Raw genomic sequence first — 16,103 nt, forward strand, 5'->3', positions numbered from 1 at the left:
CGCAGATTTTTACAAGGACTCTCTAAAAAACTCAGGAATGACAATGAACATAAAGGCAACTGCAATGCCGATTAAAACGCCCAGAACCGCTTTCTTTTTCGGCGGCATGCCTTGACCCGCCGTTTCATTCATCGCTTCTGAATTGATGACGCCGGCCGCTTTCAGGTTCAGCTGCGTATTTTTCAATTCGTATAAAAATCGTTCCTTATCCACTTTGGCGTCCGCGCTGACGGTTTCTCCTTCAAGCGCAGCAATACTCTGCCGCACTACTTTTGCCCGTTTTTCAAACAGGTCCTGATCATTCTTCAGAAAAGTTGTTATGACGGCTTGAAACACCGATTCGGTTTCCTGTTTGTTTTGGCCGCTGCAGCTGACCGTGATCAATGAATCTGATTGTGTTTCGACAGTCAGTTTACTTTTCACGGCCGCTCTTTCTTCGTCTGTTTTATCAGGCAGAGCCTGCTTTAAAAAGGCATCGCTCGTCAAAAGGAGCGGGATTTCTTTTGTATTGTTATAAAGCGGATGATCATAATTTCCCGCGGCGATCGCGGCTTCTGATGTAAAACTGCTGTTTCCGCTGATTTTTGACGGCAATACATATCCCGCCGCCCCTAACACAACGGGCAGCGCAATGATCCAAATGATATTCTTTTTGATACGCCGGGTTATTCTTGTCAACATATCCTTCATCTCGCATCTCCCTGTTTTTCATAGTACGCCGTGACGGCAGGCTCCTTTTGTAAACGCCTCAATATATTGACCGCCGCGATCACGAGCGAGAGAAATACCCAGTGGAAAAATAAATTTGATACGGAGCTTGGGCTGATGCTGCTTACCAAAAAACCGGCCATCGCCGTGATAAGTCCTTCTGTGATCAGTCTTGACTGATTTTCCGATTTTCTTTCATGACATTTATAAAGTGTCCAAAAAAGGAACAAATAGACTGTCAGGTAACCGAGCATCGTAAGTACGCCGAAGTTCGCCATAATCTCGACGAGCCAGTTGTGCACCTCAACTACGCCGCCCGTATCATAAACGGGCTCCGCTTTTAAATAGTAAGAGACGTTTCCGGCACCCACTCCGAACCCCCAGGAATCAATCACATAGTGAAAGGCGTTCTTTAAAAGATTCGCCCTCGCGAGGTTGGAAGGAAGCGGCTGCTGTCCCGGCATCGCCTGCGGAGCTGAAAACAGATTCAAGACGGCATTGGTGATACGGCCCGCAAATAAAACCGCAAACAGCGCAGCACCCGCTCCCGCAGCGTACAGCGCGAATTTTTTCAACAGATAAGGCAGCAGGATGAAGACGTATACAGCCGCCCCCGCGCATATGCCCAGCAGACTCGCGCGCGAACCGGTCAAAATGATTAAATACAAAGCGCAGATCGCTAAGAGCAGGCTGACGGCCTTCACATAGCCGTTTTTCAAATTTTTCACCGCCGCCGCATACAGAAAGAAACTGATACACAAAAACGTCGCGAAATCATTTTGATTAAAGAAAACGGACGTCGGATAATGCTGTTTGTACTGCGGGCCGTTATAAAGCGTGGAGCTCGGCAGATGGTTGTGTGTAAAATGGTTGTAAAAGCCGATCGCCATCACAAAAATGGTCATCACAAGCCATATGCCGTAAAAAACCATCAGCTGATCAAAGCGCTGAATGAACATGACAATAAGATAAATCAAAAACATGCCCATTCCCATTAAAGCTAAATATTTAATCCCGTACGTCACGGATTTTGCCCACAATAACGATAGGAGACCGTATGTAAACCATAAGGCGAAAAACATCAGAACCCCTTTTACATTCACCCGATTCCATCTGTCAATATGATGACGGTTTGTCAGGATGCCGGCGATGTGTAGGGCGCCCGCTCCGATTAATAACAGCCGGTATATAAATAAGCTGAAAAATCCGAGATGAACCGCAAAGAAGGCCTGGTTTAAAAATGTACACGCGATCAGTATATAAATGAGCCCCATAAACATCTGACCGTTTGTTGTAAAGGCGGATAGCAAAGCAAGTCCGGCAATACCGATCATGGCGGCAAGCAGCAGCACGGTGATTTTTCCGAGGCCGGCATCCGCCCTGACCGCCTCCAGCATGATGAATCCTCCTGTAATGACAGCGGCAAGCAGCACAAGAACATGTGCCGCTGAACGTTTGATACTCACATGGCAAACCCCTTTCCAAAACCGGCAGCCGAGCCGGGCTGCCGAGAGCCTGAAGACAAATCTTTTTCTATCTTGCCAGTTCTTTTATTTGCCGATCGGCATGAACCGCCGGACGTCCGACGGAATGATAAGTGAATCCTGAAACCCTCATATACTCCAACGGAAACATATTTCTGCCGTCAATGATGACCGGCTGTTTGAGCAGCCGCTTCACTCTCTGAAGATCCATCTCCTTGACTTCCGGCCAATCTGTTGTAATCAGGCATGCGTCCGCGCTTTTGATGGCACTGTACATCTCTGCGTGATATTCAATGCCGCCTTCTCCTAATATCGCTGCCGCTTCGGGAATCGCGATCGGATCATACGCTTTCACGTGAGCGCCCTGCTCTTTAAGACTTGTGATGATATCAAGAGCCGGGGCGGAGCGGACGTCATTTGTATGCGGTTTAAAGGCCAGCCCCAGTACGGCCACGGTTTTCCCTTTTAAGGGACCGATGGCGCGGTTCAATTTTTCCGTAATACGGACCCTTTGCTTCTGATTGGTTTCAATGACGGCTTCCATCATTTCAAATGGATAGCCGGCGGCGTTTGCGATATGCAATAAAGCCGTTGTATCCTTCGGAAAGCAGGATCCGCCGAATCCGATGCCCGCCTGCAGAAATTTATTCCCGATCCGGCTGTCAAGACCGACGCCTTCTGACACGTGAGAAATGTCCGCCCCGACACGTTCGCAAATATTGGCGATATCGTTAATAAAAGATATTTTGGCGGCTAAAAAAGCATTTGCGGCATACTTAATCATTTCCGCGCTTTCAAGATTGGTCTTTACGATCTTCGTACGGAACGGCTTATGAAGCTCTTCAATGACCGAAGCGGCATGTTCGCTTGTGGCGCCGATAACCGCCCGCTCCATCTGCATCGTATCCCGCACCGCCGAACCTTCGCGGAGGAATTCAGGATTTGACGCGACATCAAACGGATATGTTCCCTTTGACGCTTCGCTGACGATTTGGTAAACGAGCTTTCCCGTCCCGACCGGAACAGTGCTTTTGGTGACAATGATTTTGTATCCGTTCAGCTGTTCTCCGATTGTTTGCGCCGCTGCCTTAATGTAGGTCAGATCGGCTTCACCCGTCTTTGACATCGGCGTACCGACGGCGATATAGATGATATCAGCGGCTTTCACAGCCGGCTCAATATCGGCCGTAAAGGATAACCGCCCGTCACTGACATTTTTTTCGGCTAATTCCTCAAGCCCCGGTTCATATATCGGGATGACTCCGTTTTGCAAGCTTCTGATTTTCGCTTCATTGATGTCACAGCAAGTCACATGATGGCCGATTTCCGCAAAACAAGTTCCAGATACAAGACCTACATACCCTGTTCCTAATACAGCGATTTTTTTCACAGCTTCATCCCTCTTTCGAAAGGTTCTCCTCTTGCCCGGGCCGGTTCATGACGGACCGGTATTTCTCTTTCAGCGTTTTCGCGTTTTGGCTTGCGTCAAAATACGTGCGGACGGTTTGATAAAGTTCCTCGGCTGTTTGCGGCGTCCAAGCCTCTCCTTCGTCATATTGCAGAATGGATTCTGCCAGCGTATCAGGTGAACCCGGCTTGATCAGCAAACCTCTATATTTCCCAAATAAAGAAGCCAATCCTCCGACATCGGTACAGATCACCGGCACCTTCAGAGCGAGCGCCTCAATGACCACAGTCGGCATGCCTTCGCTGTAGGACGGCAGCGCCATTATATCCGAGGCCAGCAGATAGTCCTGTACCTTGTCGTTCGGCACTTGCCCCGTGACGATATGAGCGGCTTCACGTAATGAAGATGCGGCGGGACCGTCACCGACAAAGACAGCTTCATATCTTTCATCCAATGACTGAACGGCTTTTGATAAGTCGAAAACACCTTTCTCTTTGACAAGCCTGCCGATGAACACGATCAGTTTTTTATCCGGAGGAAGGCCGAGCCGTTTTCTGACGGCTTCTTTCGTCTCGTTCCTTTTTCGGAAGGCGTCAAGCGTGATGCCGATCGGAAGCACGCTGCACTCCGCTTCGATGAGCTTTTTCATTTGTTCCCGCAGACTGCCGCTCACAGCGTAAATATCGGCTGCTTCCCGCACCGCAAATGTAAATGCGCGATGAGCGCTTTTGCTGTAATGCGGATAGACATTGACATCACTGCCATGCAAGGTCAGCACATACGGGATGCCTAAAGCCTTTGACACAATGGCGGCAGCTCCGCCTGACGGCATGGCGAAATGCGCGTGAATCAGATCGGGCTTCAGGCCATGATTTTTAATTTCGGAAAGAACCGATGACGCCATTCTTTTATGCGGCTGCGCCCATTTCAGCTGCCCGGGAACCGCCTGATAAAACGGCCGGTGGACGGACACGCCTTTCCGCCATTCATGCGCCGGCCTTATATCCTTTTGCCGATACGTCTTTTTCAGCACCCGGAATGGCGCGGCGAGTTTCGGCCGGGGACAAATGACAGTCATCTCCGCGCCAAGCTTTCTCAGTTCTTGGGCCTGCGTCTCATGAAAAACGCCTTCTCCCGGCTTCTCACTGCTCGGATATACACTTGTCATCCACAATACCTTCATAGCAAACGTCCTTTTCTTAATTTACTTTTCATATGCGGATAAGCTTTTCCTAACAGGAACAAATAACACAATGCTCCGCAGGCTACGGAGATCGCCAGCCGCAGCTTGACATCAAGGCTGATCCGCTCCGTCCCGAAGCTGGCTGTAAAGGCGATGACACCCATTGCCGCCGTAAGCAGAAACGGTTTGGCCACGGCTTTGAAGTAAGCCGACAGCCGCAGCTTAATGACATATGCCAGCAGCCAGCGCCCGATCAGGAAATTCAGGATGCTGATGAAAGCGTACGTCCAGGCTACCGTCAAGAGATTTCCGGACAGCACGGCGGCGTACAAAGATGCACCATACAGCAGCATCACCCCGGCGTCCCAATAAAATGCCAGATCGGCCCGCCCTTTTGCCAGCAGCACAGATCCGTTCGGATTCATCAGAACCCTTAAAATCCCGACGATGGCGAGAACGTTTAAAACCGGGACAGCCGCCAGCCATTTTTCTCCGAAAACCGAAGCCACGAATGCATCCGATACTGAAACCAAACCGAGCAAAAGCGGAAAGGATATCAGCGCGAGTATTTTGGTCATATTGAGAAAACCTTCTCTGATCACGCTGTTTTCATGCTTGTTTTTCGCAAAGACGGGAAACGCGACTCTCGTAATGATCGGATTGATTTTTAATACCGGAAGCGTGACAATCTGGTAGGCCAGATTGTAAATGCCGAGCGCCTCGGCGCCGATAAAACTGCCGATCAGAATCATATCAATATTCGCCCCGAGCCGGTTCACAAGCCGGGAAGACAGCTGAAAGGCTCCGAAAGAAAAGAAGCCTTTCATTCCCTTCAGATCAAAAACGAACGCCGGTCTCCATGTTTTTCTGCAGGACACCCAGTACAGAATACCTTTTGACGATTGCAGCAGCACCTGGGAAATCACATAGGCGAGAATCGGGTCCGTATAAAAAACCGCAGCCGCCAAGTAAACGAAGGACAGCACATTTGAAAAGATTTCAATCTTGCTTAGCGTGTTAAATGCCAGCGCTTTTTGCAGCATATATTGATATTGCTGACCGATCGGCGCGATTAAAAACATGACGGCCAGCACGCGGATTAAATAGACAAGCTCCTCCCGCCGATAAAAATCGGCAATGAGCGGACTGCTGAAGAACAGCAGCGCAAACAGCGCAAGCCCCGTTATGATATTCAGCCAGTACAAGGAAGACATCTGTTTATCAGTCACATGATCTTTTTGAATGAGCGCGGCGCCAAAACCCATATCAAGCGCAATTTGGGCAAACACCACTACCGTTGTGATCATGCCGACAAGGCCGAATTCAGCCAGTGACATGACCCGCCCGAGCAGGGCGAATTGGACGATTTGAATGACCGTAATACACGCTGTCGAAATACTTGTCCATTTGGCGCCGCTCAAAATTTGATTTGTAATACTAGGCATCGTTTTCCCTACTTTTTTGTCTGCTGACCAGAATTTTTATCGCGCCCCGTCACCGGTCCAGATCACTTTGCACGTTTTGAGCATAATCTTCAGTTCCAATGAAAAGGTCAGGTTGCGGATATAATATAAGTCAAACATCAGTTTTTCCCTCGGTGTCATGTCATATCCCCCGTTGACCTGCGCCCAGCCGCTTAATCCCGGCTTAACGGCCAGCCGCTCCGTAAACCCCGGAATCTCAGCCTGAAACTGTTCCGTAAACACGGGACGCTCGGGACGCGGGCCGATCAGGCTCATTTCTCCCCGAAGGACATTTACCAGCTGCGGCAGCTCATCAATACGGGTCCTTCTGATAAAAGCGCCGACCTTTGTCACGCGGGGATCCTTTTTCAGCGCCCAGACCGCCCCCGATTTTTCAGCATCTATTTTCATAGAGCGGAGCTTATACAAATAAAACGGCTTCCCATCTTTGCCTACCCGCTCCTGCTTGTAAAAAGCCGGGCCGGGCGACTCCAAACGAATCAGTATGGAGAACAGGCCCATCACCGGGAGCGCCGCCAAAAGCCCCGCAAGCGCAAACACAATGTCCATGAATCGCTTAAAAGCCAAATAACGGGCCGTTCTTTCCGTAACGGCAGCGGAAGTCCCCTGCCGCACTGCATAGTTATTATTTACATTCATGCTTTTCTCTGCTCCCACTGACACACACCTCACGATTTGTTGGGATGTTTGATGACCTATGCCGTGAGTTTAGCAGATGGATGTTAATTGGAAGTAAAGGAAACGTTAATGTTTATTAGAATGTTTCGATTATTGTTTTTTTATTGTAAATCTATTCATATCCATATTTGAGACAAAGCATAATGAAAAAATAAAAAAACAGACCGGTATGAACCGGTCTGTTTCCATGAAAAAAATTATCTGAAATAGGAGGAAACGCCTTGGGTGATCCCCGCCGCGAGTCTGTCCTTTTTCGTTGATTGTTTTAGAATATTGGCATCAATCGGGCTTGTGACAAAACCGGTTTCTAACAAGACACTCGGCATTTTAGAATACTTAATGACGTAAAATCCGGCAGTTTTCACACTGCGGTCACGCGTGCCGAGAGCAGAAACCATTCTCGGCTGAATATTTTGGGCAAGCCTCAGACTGTTTGCCGATTGGTAGGTTTTATCATAATACGTCTCCGTACCGTTTGCACTGCTGTTATCATTCGCATTTGCATGGACGCTGATGAAAATATCGGCGTTCGCCTTCGCCCCTTTGTTCACTCTCTCCTCAAGCGAATCAAAGGTGTCGCCCTTTCTTGACATTACAGTAAGCGCGCCCGCGCCGTATAATTGATTGTTAAGACGCGTAGCGATATCAAGGTTTACATTTTTCTCAAGCAAGCCGTTTCCGGTTGCACCTGAATCCTGATAGCCGTGTCCCGGATCAATAAAGACCGTTTTGCCGACAACGGGATTTTTAAGCTGCGACGCGGCATTGTTGCTTAAAGATGAAGCACTTCCTATGACGGTGAAGCTGGTGATGTTTTTACTTCCGATATACGTCCGGACGTCTTTTGACAGACTGTCTCCATTCGTCAGCAGGTGAACTCTTCCCTGTTTGGCGCTCAGCACGCCTCCGACGATGGTATCCGCCTCTTTAAAGCCATTGGTAACAAACGTATAGCCTGTGCTTAAGCCTGTCTTTTTTGCAAGATTCACAGACAGGTTATAGCGGTTTTTGCCGCTGATTCTCGAAGGGTTCGGCAGCTTATTATAAAGTGAGCTGCTGATGCTGCTTGTCCCGCCGATGACAATCGTGTTTTTAATCCCTAAGCTTTTGATCGCATTGGACGCAGAACCATTTAACGTTGAATCATTAGTGAATAAAATCGGATATTTTTTAGCGGACGCATAAGAAATCGCAGCCATTCCATCCGCATCAACAAACCCGTTGACCACAAGGGCTGTAGAAGATCTTGTCATTTCACCCGCCACTTTTGCGGCTGTGGCATATCTCGTGCTCCCTGATAACCGTTTGACACTGATGCCTAATTTAGCAATTTGATTTGCGGTATTTTTCGAAACGGCAGGTGTGCCGCCTACGATAATCACATTTTTCGTTTTTAAATCAATTAATCCCTTTTTTGTGCCGGCAGACAGCTGATCTTTATTTGTAAACAGCAGCGGCGCATTTTTTTGATATGCAAGCGGCGCAGCGGCAATTGCATCGGCATATGAAGTTCCGCCGGTGATAATTACCGTTTTCGCTTCACCCCATGATTGTTTTGCCGCCAGTACAGCCGTATCATACCGGGTGCTTCCGCCGATCCTTTTAACCGTGTTGTCAGCCAAAGCGGAAGGGACAAATAGAATGACCCCGAGAATAAAGACGGGGAGACATTTTATGATGAATTTCAATCCGATCTCCTCCACAGAAGTTTAGTAGTTTGTAAGTGCTGTATTAGGATAATAGAACGCAAGAATAGAAGTATACGGCTCTCCGGCCTCCGCTCTTTCTTTTGCTCCGTATTGACTCATTCCTACGCCGTGACCGTATCCCTTTCCTGATATCGTGATTTGCGAAGAATTACCGGACGCACTGGCGTATGTGCTTTTAAAAGATGAAGCTCCGATCATCGTCCTAAGTTCAGACGCTTTCACCTCAACAGATGCAGTCTTGTTCATGACATAGCCCTTCGACTTGTCATTCACATGGTACGTGACCTTCACCGCGGCGTCTTCCGCGCGCTGGCCTTTTGTTTTTCCGGTGAGCGAGAGATCAGAGATACTTGCAATTTTTATGGAACTTGCATTGGTTTCTTTATTTTTCATCAGCCAATTTTTTATTCCGTTGAGCTGCGCAGCATTTGCTTCGTTTGTTTTAGACCACCAGGATGCGGGATTTTTCATATCCAGACCCGCTGGCAGCTGCTGCTTCTGCAATGTTAAAGACCAGCTGATTTCCGGATCTTTTGTGTCCTTTTTGGCTACTAAATACGGCACTTTCGATCCCCACACTTCATCGCCGGCTTCCATGTAACCGCCATTGCTTGATGAGTAAGTGGCATCTATCAATCTGCCGGAATAAGTGAGCACTTTCCCTTTTGTTCCGTTAACGGCTGCGGTGGCGTTTGGATACCAGCTGTATCCCCCGTAAACCTGAAAGGCCGTTGTATCCGCGACTGTTTGTCCCATCTTGCCGATAGAGTAGGTGCGGGCGGCAACAGCCTGGGCTTTCAGCGCTTCTGTCGGCCAGCTTCCCGGCATTTCATTCGGCAGGACACCTTTCAGATAATCCTCAAAAGGAATGTTTTCATTAACGGGTCTTACATATTTGCCGGATTCAGCAGTGAAACTCATATTCCCCAGATATGGCTTCCCGTCAATGCTGATTGTGTTTGCTGTTGAATATTTTTCAGGAACCGCCTTGAAAGACGTTTTTCCGCTGTTAATGCCTGCAACGCCTAATTTGCCGCCGGACGTTTCAATACGGTACGTCTTTCCGTTTACGAGATAAAACTCTTTTGCGTAAGCAGCCTTAACTGAATCGGCAATTGAATTCGCGCTGCCTATTAATGTATAAGAATAGGTGCCTTTCGTTTTAAAAAGGCCGGCCTCGTCGGCGGGTGTTTCGCTTTTTTTGATGTATACAAGCGGCATGTGATTTGCGGCGGCAATATTTGATCCGACTACGATGTCCGCTAATTTAGTCCCGTTGGCAGCCACCGTTTTGCTTGCATCCATGCCAAGCGAAGTGACTGCGTTTGCTGATATTTGATATCTGTTTGATCCGGTAATTCGTTTGGTGACCGAGGCCTTCTTTTTAATTTGATTCTCCACATCTTTGCTGACGCTTGAAGTGCCTCCCATGATGATCACTTTTTTAGGCAGATTGTAGCTCGGAAGGGAGTCTTTTTTCGTCAGAAGAATCGGATAGCCGTTTTGCGCGGCATATGGCGCGATTGCCAGCGCATCCGTATATACATCCCCCGTTACTACGACCGCCTGGTCATAGCTGCCCATTTCGGCCGCAATATTTTTGGACAGATCATATCTGTTTTTTCCGCTGATCCGTTTCGTACGGCCGTATTTCTTCAATGTCTTTTCCGCGGCTGACGAAATACTGTTCGTCCCGCCGATGATTAAAATATTATCCGGATTGAATTTCTTGATTTGCGCTTCTGTGCTGCTGCTCAGTTTTTTCGCTTCAGTCAGCAGAACAGGCGCTTTCAGTTTATTCGCTAAAGGAATGACGGAAAGCGTGTCCGCAAAATAAGCGTCCGTATTCACGACGACTACGTTGGACGGGTTTTTCCAATACTTAGATGTCGCGGCGTTAGCCGTATCATATTTGGACGCGCCTCCCAATCTGACAACGGAGGACACATCGCTTCCCGTCAGTTTATAAGTTCCTGAAGGTTCGATATTCAGAGTCGATTTATTACCAATATAATTCGTCAGTTTTACTGAGATATCAGAACTGGCCGCAAAAGTGCTTTCCGGTAATAAAGCCAGGCTGAATATCACAGAAAAACAGACAGCCCATATTGTTTTCTTCAATTTTTATCCCGCCTTTTGCTGATCATGGTGTATTATTTTGCTTTCTCGATTTCCTTGATCTCTTTTTGGCCTTTATCATTTGTGAAATAAGTAATGCTGACTTTGTCATTTTCGCTGAATTTATTCAGAACATCAGAGAAGTCATCAGAAAATTCAAAGCTGACGGGCTGATCATCCACTTTTACTTCAATTGTGTGCGTATCCGCCATACCGACATAATATGCCGTTTCTTTTTGAGCCTGGTTCTCCGAAGAACCGCTTCCCTTCTTTGATTGTTCCGCCGTTCCGCACGCTGCCAATACAACAGAAAAAAGCAGTATTAAGAACGAAGCTGCAATAGTTTTTTTCATTTTTTTCACCTCATCTTTATGTATCGTCTTATACTAACTTTTTTTTAAGGTAATTTTAAGGTCTTTTTGTAACCTTTTTTTTAAGAATTTCGTCTATTACATGGTTATAAGTAAAAATATGACTGGGTTTATAAAGATTAGTAAATTGCATCATGAAAGTTAATAGAAAAGGTGATGACAAATGAGAGCTGAACGAAAAAGAAAGAAGAAAAAGGTTCTTCTGACAATCGTAACAATCATCGGGCTGTTAGTTTTATCATCAGGAGGCTACGTCTACTACTTGTGGCACAAAGCGGCTTCAACGGTGGCAAGCATTCAGGAAGACTTAAAAAAATCGGACAAACGTGACACGGATATAGATCTCGGAAAGAAGGATCCGATTTCTGTTTTAATCATGGGAGTCGATGAGCGGAAAAATGACAAAGGGCGCGCGGACACGATGATTTATATGACCGTCAATCCTAAAACGAATACAACGGAAATGGTCAGCATCCCGCGCGATACGTATACGAAAATCTCCGGCAAAGGTACGATGGATAAAATCAACCACTCCTATGCCTTCGGCGGAACCCAAATGGCCGCGGATACCGTCGAGGACCTGCTCGACGTGCCGGTAGATTATTTTGTGAAAGTAAACATGGAGAGCTTCAAAGATACCGTGGATACACTCGGCGGGATTACGGTGAACAGCACGTTCGCCTTCAACTACGACGGGCATTCTTTCGGAACGGGGAACATCAGCCTGAACGGCGAAGAAGCACTTGCCTACACCCGCATGAGAAAAGAAGACCCCCGGGGGGATTTCGGCAGACAGCAGCGGCAGCGCCAAGTGATTGAAGGGATTATTTCTAAGGGGGCAAACATCTCGTCTGTCACGAAATTCGGAGATATGTTTAAGGTCATTGAAAACAATATGAAAACAAACATGTCATTCGATGATATGTGGACGGTTATGACTGACTATAAAAACGCCCGCAGCAAAGTCACTCAGCATGAACTGAAGGGAACGGGAACGAGAATCAACAATATCTATTATTACAAATTAGATGAAGCAAGCCTCGCTTCAGTCAAAAAAGAATTAAAAGAAAGCCTGAAATAATAAAAAACTCTGCATATGATGCAGAGTTTTTTTTATTCTGTAAAAGGCTGCGGACGGGTTTTTCTATAGCCGTACCGATAAAGCAGTTCTTCCGCAATCCGTTTTGAGGCCGATCCGTCACCATAAGGGTTTGACGCCTTTGACATCCGTTCATACTCGGCCTGATCGGTTAAGAGCTGTTTTGTCAGCTGATACACCGTTTCTTCATCTGTACCCGCCAGCTTCAATGTCCCGGCTTTCACTCCTTCGGGGCGCTCGGTTGTGTCCCGAAGCACCAAGACCGGCTTTCCGAGAGAAGGCGCTTCCTCCTGAACCCCGCCTGAGTCGGTCAAAATGAAATTTGCTTTCGCAGCGAAGTTATGGAAATCCACGACCTCCAGAGGTTCTATTAAATGCACCCTGTCCGAATCAGCAAAATGGGCTTCTGCGGCCTCACGAACTGCGGGATTCAAATGAACGGGATAAACGACTTGTACGTCCTCAAACTCTTCAACGATTCTTCTGACGGCCTTAAACATCTGTTTCATCGGCCTGCCTAAATTTTCACGTCTGTGCGCTGTCAAAAGAATCATCCTGCTTCCTTCCAGCTTGTCAAAAATCGGATGAGAATAGTCTTCCCGCACTGTCGTTTGAAGCGCGTCTATCGCCGTATTTCCCGTGATAAATATAGAATCCGGCTTTTTATTTTCAGCAAGCAGATTCTGTTCTGCCTGGCTTGTCGGCGCAAAATTCACATCAGCGATCACGCCCGTCATCTGCCGGTTGATTTCTTCAGGGAAAGGAGAGTATTTATTTTGCGTACGCAGACCGGCTTCCACATGGCCGACGGCGATTTGATGATAAAAGGCGGCAAGGCTTCCGGCGAACGTTGTCGTCGTATCTCCGTGGACCAAAACGATATCTGGTTTTACTTCTTGAAACAGCTTGTCCAGTTTCAGCAAAGCATGAGATGTAATTTCTGAAAGCGTTTGACGCTCTTTCATAATATTCAAATCAAAATCAGGCGTGATGCTGAATGCTTCAAGCACTTGATCCAGCATCTGTCTGTGCTGTGCGGTTACAGTCACCAGCGAATCAATTTCCTGATATTTTTCAAGCTCTAATACGAGCGGAGCCATTTTAATTGCTTCAGGTCTTGTACCGAATACGGTCATTACTTTTAGTTTTTTCAACGGTTTGTCTGCACCTCGTTTTATATGTCGGATATCCCTTCATGTTAACATATTTATGCCGTTTCTTAGATATTGTAAAGCTTAATGGCAAACAAAGCAAAAACCGTTACAAGACTCTTTGAAAGCGGATTAAAAGGTGTGAATTTTAATCAATTGTGGTAAAGTGGAAAAAGACTAGGTTATAGTTCTGAAAAAAAGATTTTGCAGAAACAAGGATGGTGTTATTCAGTGAAGAAAGTACGCAAAGCCATTATTCCGGCAGCAGGTTTAGGCACTCGTTTTTTGCCGGCCACAAAAGCAATGCCTAAAGAAATGCTTCCAATCGTTGATAAGCCGACAATTCAGTATATTATCGAAGAAGCTGTCGAATCCGGCATCGAAGATATTATTATCGTAACCGGAAAAGGAAAAAGAGCAATAGAAGACCATTTCGACAATGCCCCTGAACTGGAACGCAATTTAGAAGAAAAAGGGAAAATCGAACTGCTTCAAAAAGTGAAAAAATCGTCAAATATTGCGGATATCCACTATATTCGCCAAAAAGAGCCAAAAGGACTCGGTCATGCCGTTTGGTGCGCACGCAACTTCATCGGCGATGAACCTTTCGCCGTTCTTCTCGGCGATGATATTGTCCAGGCTGAAAAACCGGGACTTCGTCAGCTGATGGATGAATACGAAAAAACATTGTCTTCCATCATCGGTGTTCAGCAAGTTCCTGAAAGCGACACACACCGCTACGGAATTATCGATCCGTTAACAAATGAAGGCCGCCGTTACCAGGTCAAAAATTTTGTAGAGAAGCCTGAACCGGGCACAGCTCCTTCCAACTTGGCTATTTTAGGAAGATACGTTTTCACTCCTGAAATTTTCATGTACCTTGAACAGCAGGAAGTCGGTGCAGGGGGAGAAATTCAATTAACGGACGCCATCCAAAAGCTCAATGACATTCAGCGTGTCTTCGCTTATGATTTCGAAGGAAAACGTTACGATGTCGGTGAAAAACTAGGATTTATCGAGACGACGCTTGAATTTGCCTTACAGGATCAGGATATCCGCCATAAATTAATTCCGTTCATGAAGGATCTTCTTGAAAAAGAAGAAGCTGACGAATAGAAAAAGCTGCCGAATCCGGCAGCTTTTTTTATGTGATCTTTACTTTTTAGACGTTACCGTCAGTGTCTTATCAGCATTGTTCACAGAAAAAGTATATTCCTGGTTTTTAAGCATGAGCAAATTCTGATTGATTTTGCTGCCGCCTTTTTCACTTAAAGCTGAGATGTCTGCAGGACGCGATAAATGAAAAACCACTTCGGAGACTGTATCATTGTCAATCACTACATCCGTTTTTGCATCGGATGCTTTTAATACGTTCCGTCCGTCAGCCGTTTGTCCCGCAGCTGGATTTTTCAATTTACGCTGCACATCGTCCCGGCTTTTATTGAGATATGAGAGAAACTCTTCTGCTGTTTGGCTTGATAAACTGCCGCTGAAATCATTCAGCTGAACATCCGTCTTTTTTAAAGCGTTCACCTTATACAGATCAGTCTTTTTCATAAAGTACTCTTTATCGTTTAATTTCACTTTAGCCGCCTGGTTATTCTCGGCTTCTATCTGCACCTTCGTGCCGAAACTTACACTTGCGGAGGCTTTTCCTTTTATATCTTTTTCAGTGTAAAGGTCCGCCTTTTCAGCTTTTACCAAAGCAGGTTTATTCACAGACTCATAAAGGCCGGCATCGCTCTGTTTGACGTCACCGAAAGATGTGATCGCACGCAGAGGCTTGTCTGAAAACATCGAAGCGCCTGCGCCGACAGCCAGCAATGCAAGCAGCGTAATCTGTATCGTATTGGCAATGAATTTAGGCTTCGCTTTCTTTTGCTGCGCCTGAGTGATTTTCTGTTCCTCGGCTGCCCGCGTTCTGCCTTCAATCTGCTCGTTTTGATATTTCTTTTTTTCTTTCTTTGAAAGCTTGTTGAACCATTCCACAAAAGCTTTATATTCTTTTACAACGGCTTTCGTTTCGTCGAACATACGCATTTCGCCGTAATGCATCCAAGCCACCCGGTCACACATTTTCTCAATCTGTCCGATGGAATGACTGACGAAAAAGATCGTTTTGCCGCGTTCTTTAAATTCCGTAATGCGGTCCACACATTTCTGATAGAAAGTCTGGTCCCCTACTGAGAGCGCCTCATCAATAATAAGGATGTCAGGGTCCATATGCGCCGATATGGCAAAACCGAGACGGGATTTCATACCGCTTGAATAGCTTTTAACAGGCTGATCTATAAAGTCGCCGATATCCGCGAATTCAACGATTTTTTCATAAAGCTCGTCTATCTGCCGATTGTTGAGACCCATCATCAAGCATTTTAAACGGATGTTGTCCTTGCCGCTTAATTGATTGTTTAATCCGGCAGAAATCGCGATTAAAGACGGCTGCCCGTTCATATCAATCTCACCGCTTGTCGGCGGAATGATCTTTGCAAGCAGATTGGACATCGTTGATTTTCCCGAGCCGTTGATACCTACGAATCCGATCGTTTCCCCTTCATAGACGTCAAAAGAAACATTTCGGACAGCGAAAAAACCTTTTTGATTTCTGTTTGGGAAAAACAATCCTTTAATTTTGTCAGACTGTTTTTTATATAGAAAATACTGTTTTGAAACATTTCTGAACGAAACTTTTAGTTTCATCGTATAATCT

The 16,103-nt window shown here is 46.4% G+C and carries 13 protein-coding genes; 2 read left to right on the plus strand and 11 right to left on the minus strand.

Going from position 1 to position 16,103, the window contains the following annotated elements; genetic code table 11:
• Positions 1 to 9: 9 nt before the first annotated feature.
• From tuaF to HAP68_RS16685, 9 genes are all read right to left on the minus strand, one after another.
• Positions 10 to 690, minus strand: coding sequence for a teichuronic acid biosynthesis protein TuaF (gene tuaF, locus HAP68_RS16645; protein WP_024085870.1), 681 nt, complete (start codon positions 688 to 690; stop codon positions 10 to 12).
• Positions 687 to 2,174, minus strand: coding sequence for a teichuronic acid biosynthesis protein TuaE (gene tuaE, locus HAP68_RS16650; RefSeq protein WP_024085871.1), 1,488 nt, complete (start codon positions 2,172 to 2,174; stop codon positions 687 to 689). The genes tuaF and tuaE overlap by 4 nt, the downstream gene beginning before the upstream one ends.
• Positions 2,175 to 2,241: 67 nt before the next feature.
• On the minus strand, positions 2,242 to 3,582 hold the full coding sequence (gene tuaD, locus HAP68_RS16655; protein WP_024085872.1) for a UDP-glucose 6-dehydrogenase TuaD: 1,341 nt from the start codon (positions 3,580 to 3,582) through the stop codon (positions 2,242 to 2,244).
• A gap of 4 nt (positions 3,583 to 3,586) precedes the next feature.
• Entirely contained in the window at positions 3,587 to 4,783 is a 1,197-nt protein-coding gene (gene tuaC, locus HAP68_RS16660) for a teichuronic acid biosynthesis protein TuaC (RefSeq protein ID WP_024085873.1), read from the minus strand.
• A complete protein-coding gene (tuaB, locus tag HAP68_RS16665; protein ID WP_003151375.1) occupies positions 4,780 to 6,228 on the minus strand; it encodes a teichuronic acid biosynthesis protein TuaB in 1,449 nt (482 codons plus the stop codon). The genes tuaC and tuaB overlap by 4 nt, the downstream gene beginning before the upstream one ends.
• Before the next feature lie 36 nt (positions 6,229 to 6,264).
• Entirely contained in the window at positions 6,265 to 6,924 is a 660-nt protein-coding gene (locus HAP68_RS16670) for an exopolysaccharide biosynthesis polyprenyl glycosylphosphotransferase (protein ID WP_003151373.1), read from the minus strand.
• A 218-nt stretch (positions 6,925 to 7,142) separates the two neighbouring features.
• Positions 7,143 to 8,633 carry an N-acetylmuramoyl-L-alanine amidase gene (locus tag HAP68_RS16675; protein WP_015387619.1) on the minus strand — a complete coding sequence of 497 codons (1,491 nt, stop codon included), beginning with the start codon at positions 8,631 to 8,633 and terminating at the stop codon, positions 7,143 to 7,145.
• Between the two features lie 21 nt (positions 8,634 to 8,654).
• Positions 8,655 to 10,775 carry a SpoIID/LytB domain-containing protein gene (locus HAP68_RS16680; RefSeq protein WP_003151371.1) on the minus strand — a complete coding sequence of 707 codons (2,121 nt, stop codon included), beginning with the start codon at positions 10,773 to 10,775 and terminating at the stop codon, positions 8,655 to 8,657.
• 32 nt (positions 10,776 to 10,807) lie between these two features.
• Complete coding sequence (locus HAP68_RS16685; RefSeq protein ID WP_003151370.1) at positions 10,808 to 11,125, minus strand: hypothetical protein; 318 nt, start codon at positions 11,123 to 11,125, stop codon at positions 10,808 to 10,810.
• A gap of 181 nt (positions 11,126 to 11,306) precedes the next feature.
• Here HAP68_RS16685 and tagU point away from each other — a divergent pair, with 181 nt between their 5' ends.
• A complete protein-coding gene (gene tagU, locus HAP68_RS16690) occupies positions 11,307 to 12,224 on the plus strand; it encodes a polyisoprenyl-teichoic acid--peptidoglycan teichoic acid transferase TagU (RefSeq protein ID WP_003151369.1) in 918 nt (305 codons plus the stop codon).
• A gap of 32 nt (positions 12,225 to 12,256) precedes the next feature.
• On the opposite strand, the gene wecB is transcribed toward tagU, so the two are convergent.
• Positions 12,257 to 13,396, minus strand: coding sequence for a non-hydrolyzing UDP-N-acetylglucosamine 2-epimerase (gene wecB / locus HAP68_RS16695; RefSeq protein WP_015387618.1), 1,140 nt, complete (start codon positions 13,394 to 13,396; stop codon positions 12,257 to 12,259).
• Between the two features lie 228 nt (positions 13,397 to 13,624).
• On the opposite strand from wecB, the gene galU reads away from it, so the two are divergent.
• A complete protein-coding gene (gene galU / locus HAP68_RS16700) occupies positions 13,625 to 14,509 on the plus strand; it encodes a UTP--glucose-1-phosphate uridylyltransferase GalU (protein ID WP_003151367.1) in 885 nt (294 codons plus the stop codon).
• Positions 14,510 to 14,548: 39 nt separating this feature from the next.
• On the opposite strand, the gene tagH is transcribed toward galU, so the two are convergent.
• A complete protein-coding gene (gene tagH, locus HAP68_RS16705; protein ID WP_024085874.1) occupies positions 14,549 to 16,093 on the minus strand; it encodes a teichoic acids export ABC transporter ATP-binding subunit TagH in 1,545 nt (514 codons plus the stop codon).
• Positions 16,094 to 16,103 lie beyond the last annotated feature (10 nt).

The organism is Bacillus sp. Bvel1 (assembly GCF_014872755.1).
Lineage (GTDB): Bacteria > Bacillota > Bacilli > Bacillales > Bacillaceae > Bacillus > Bacillus velezensis.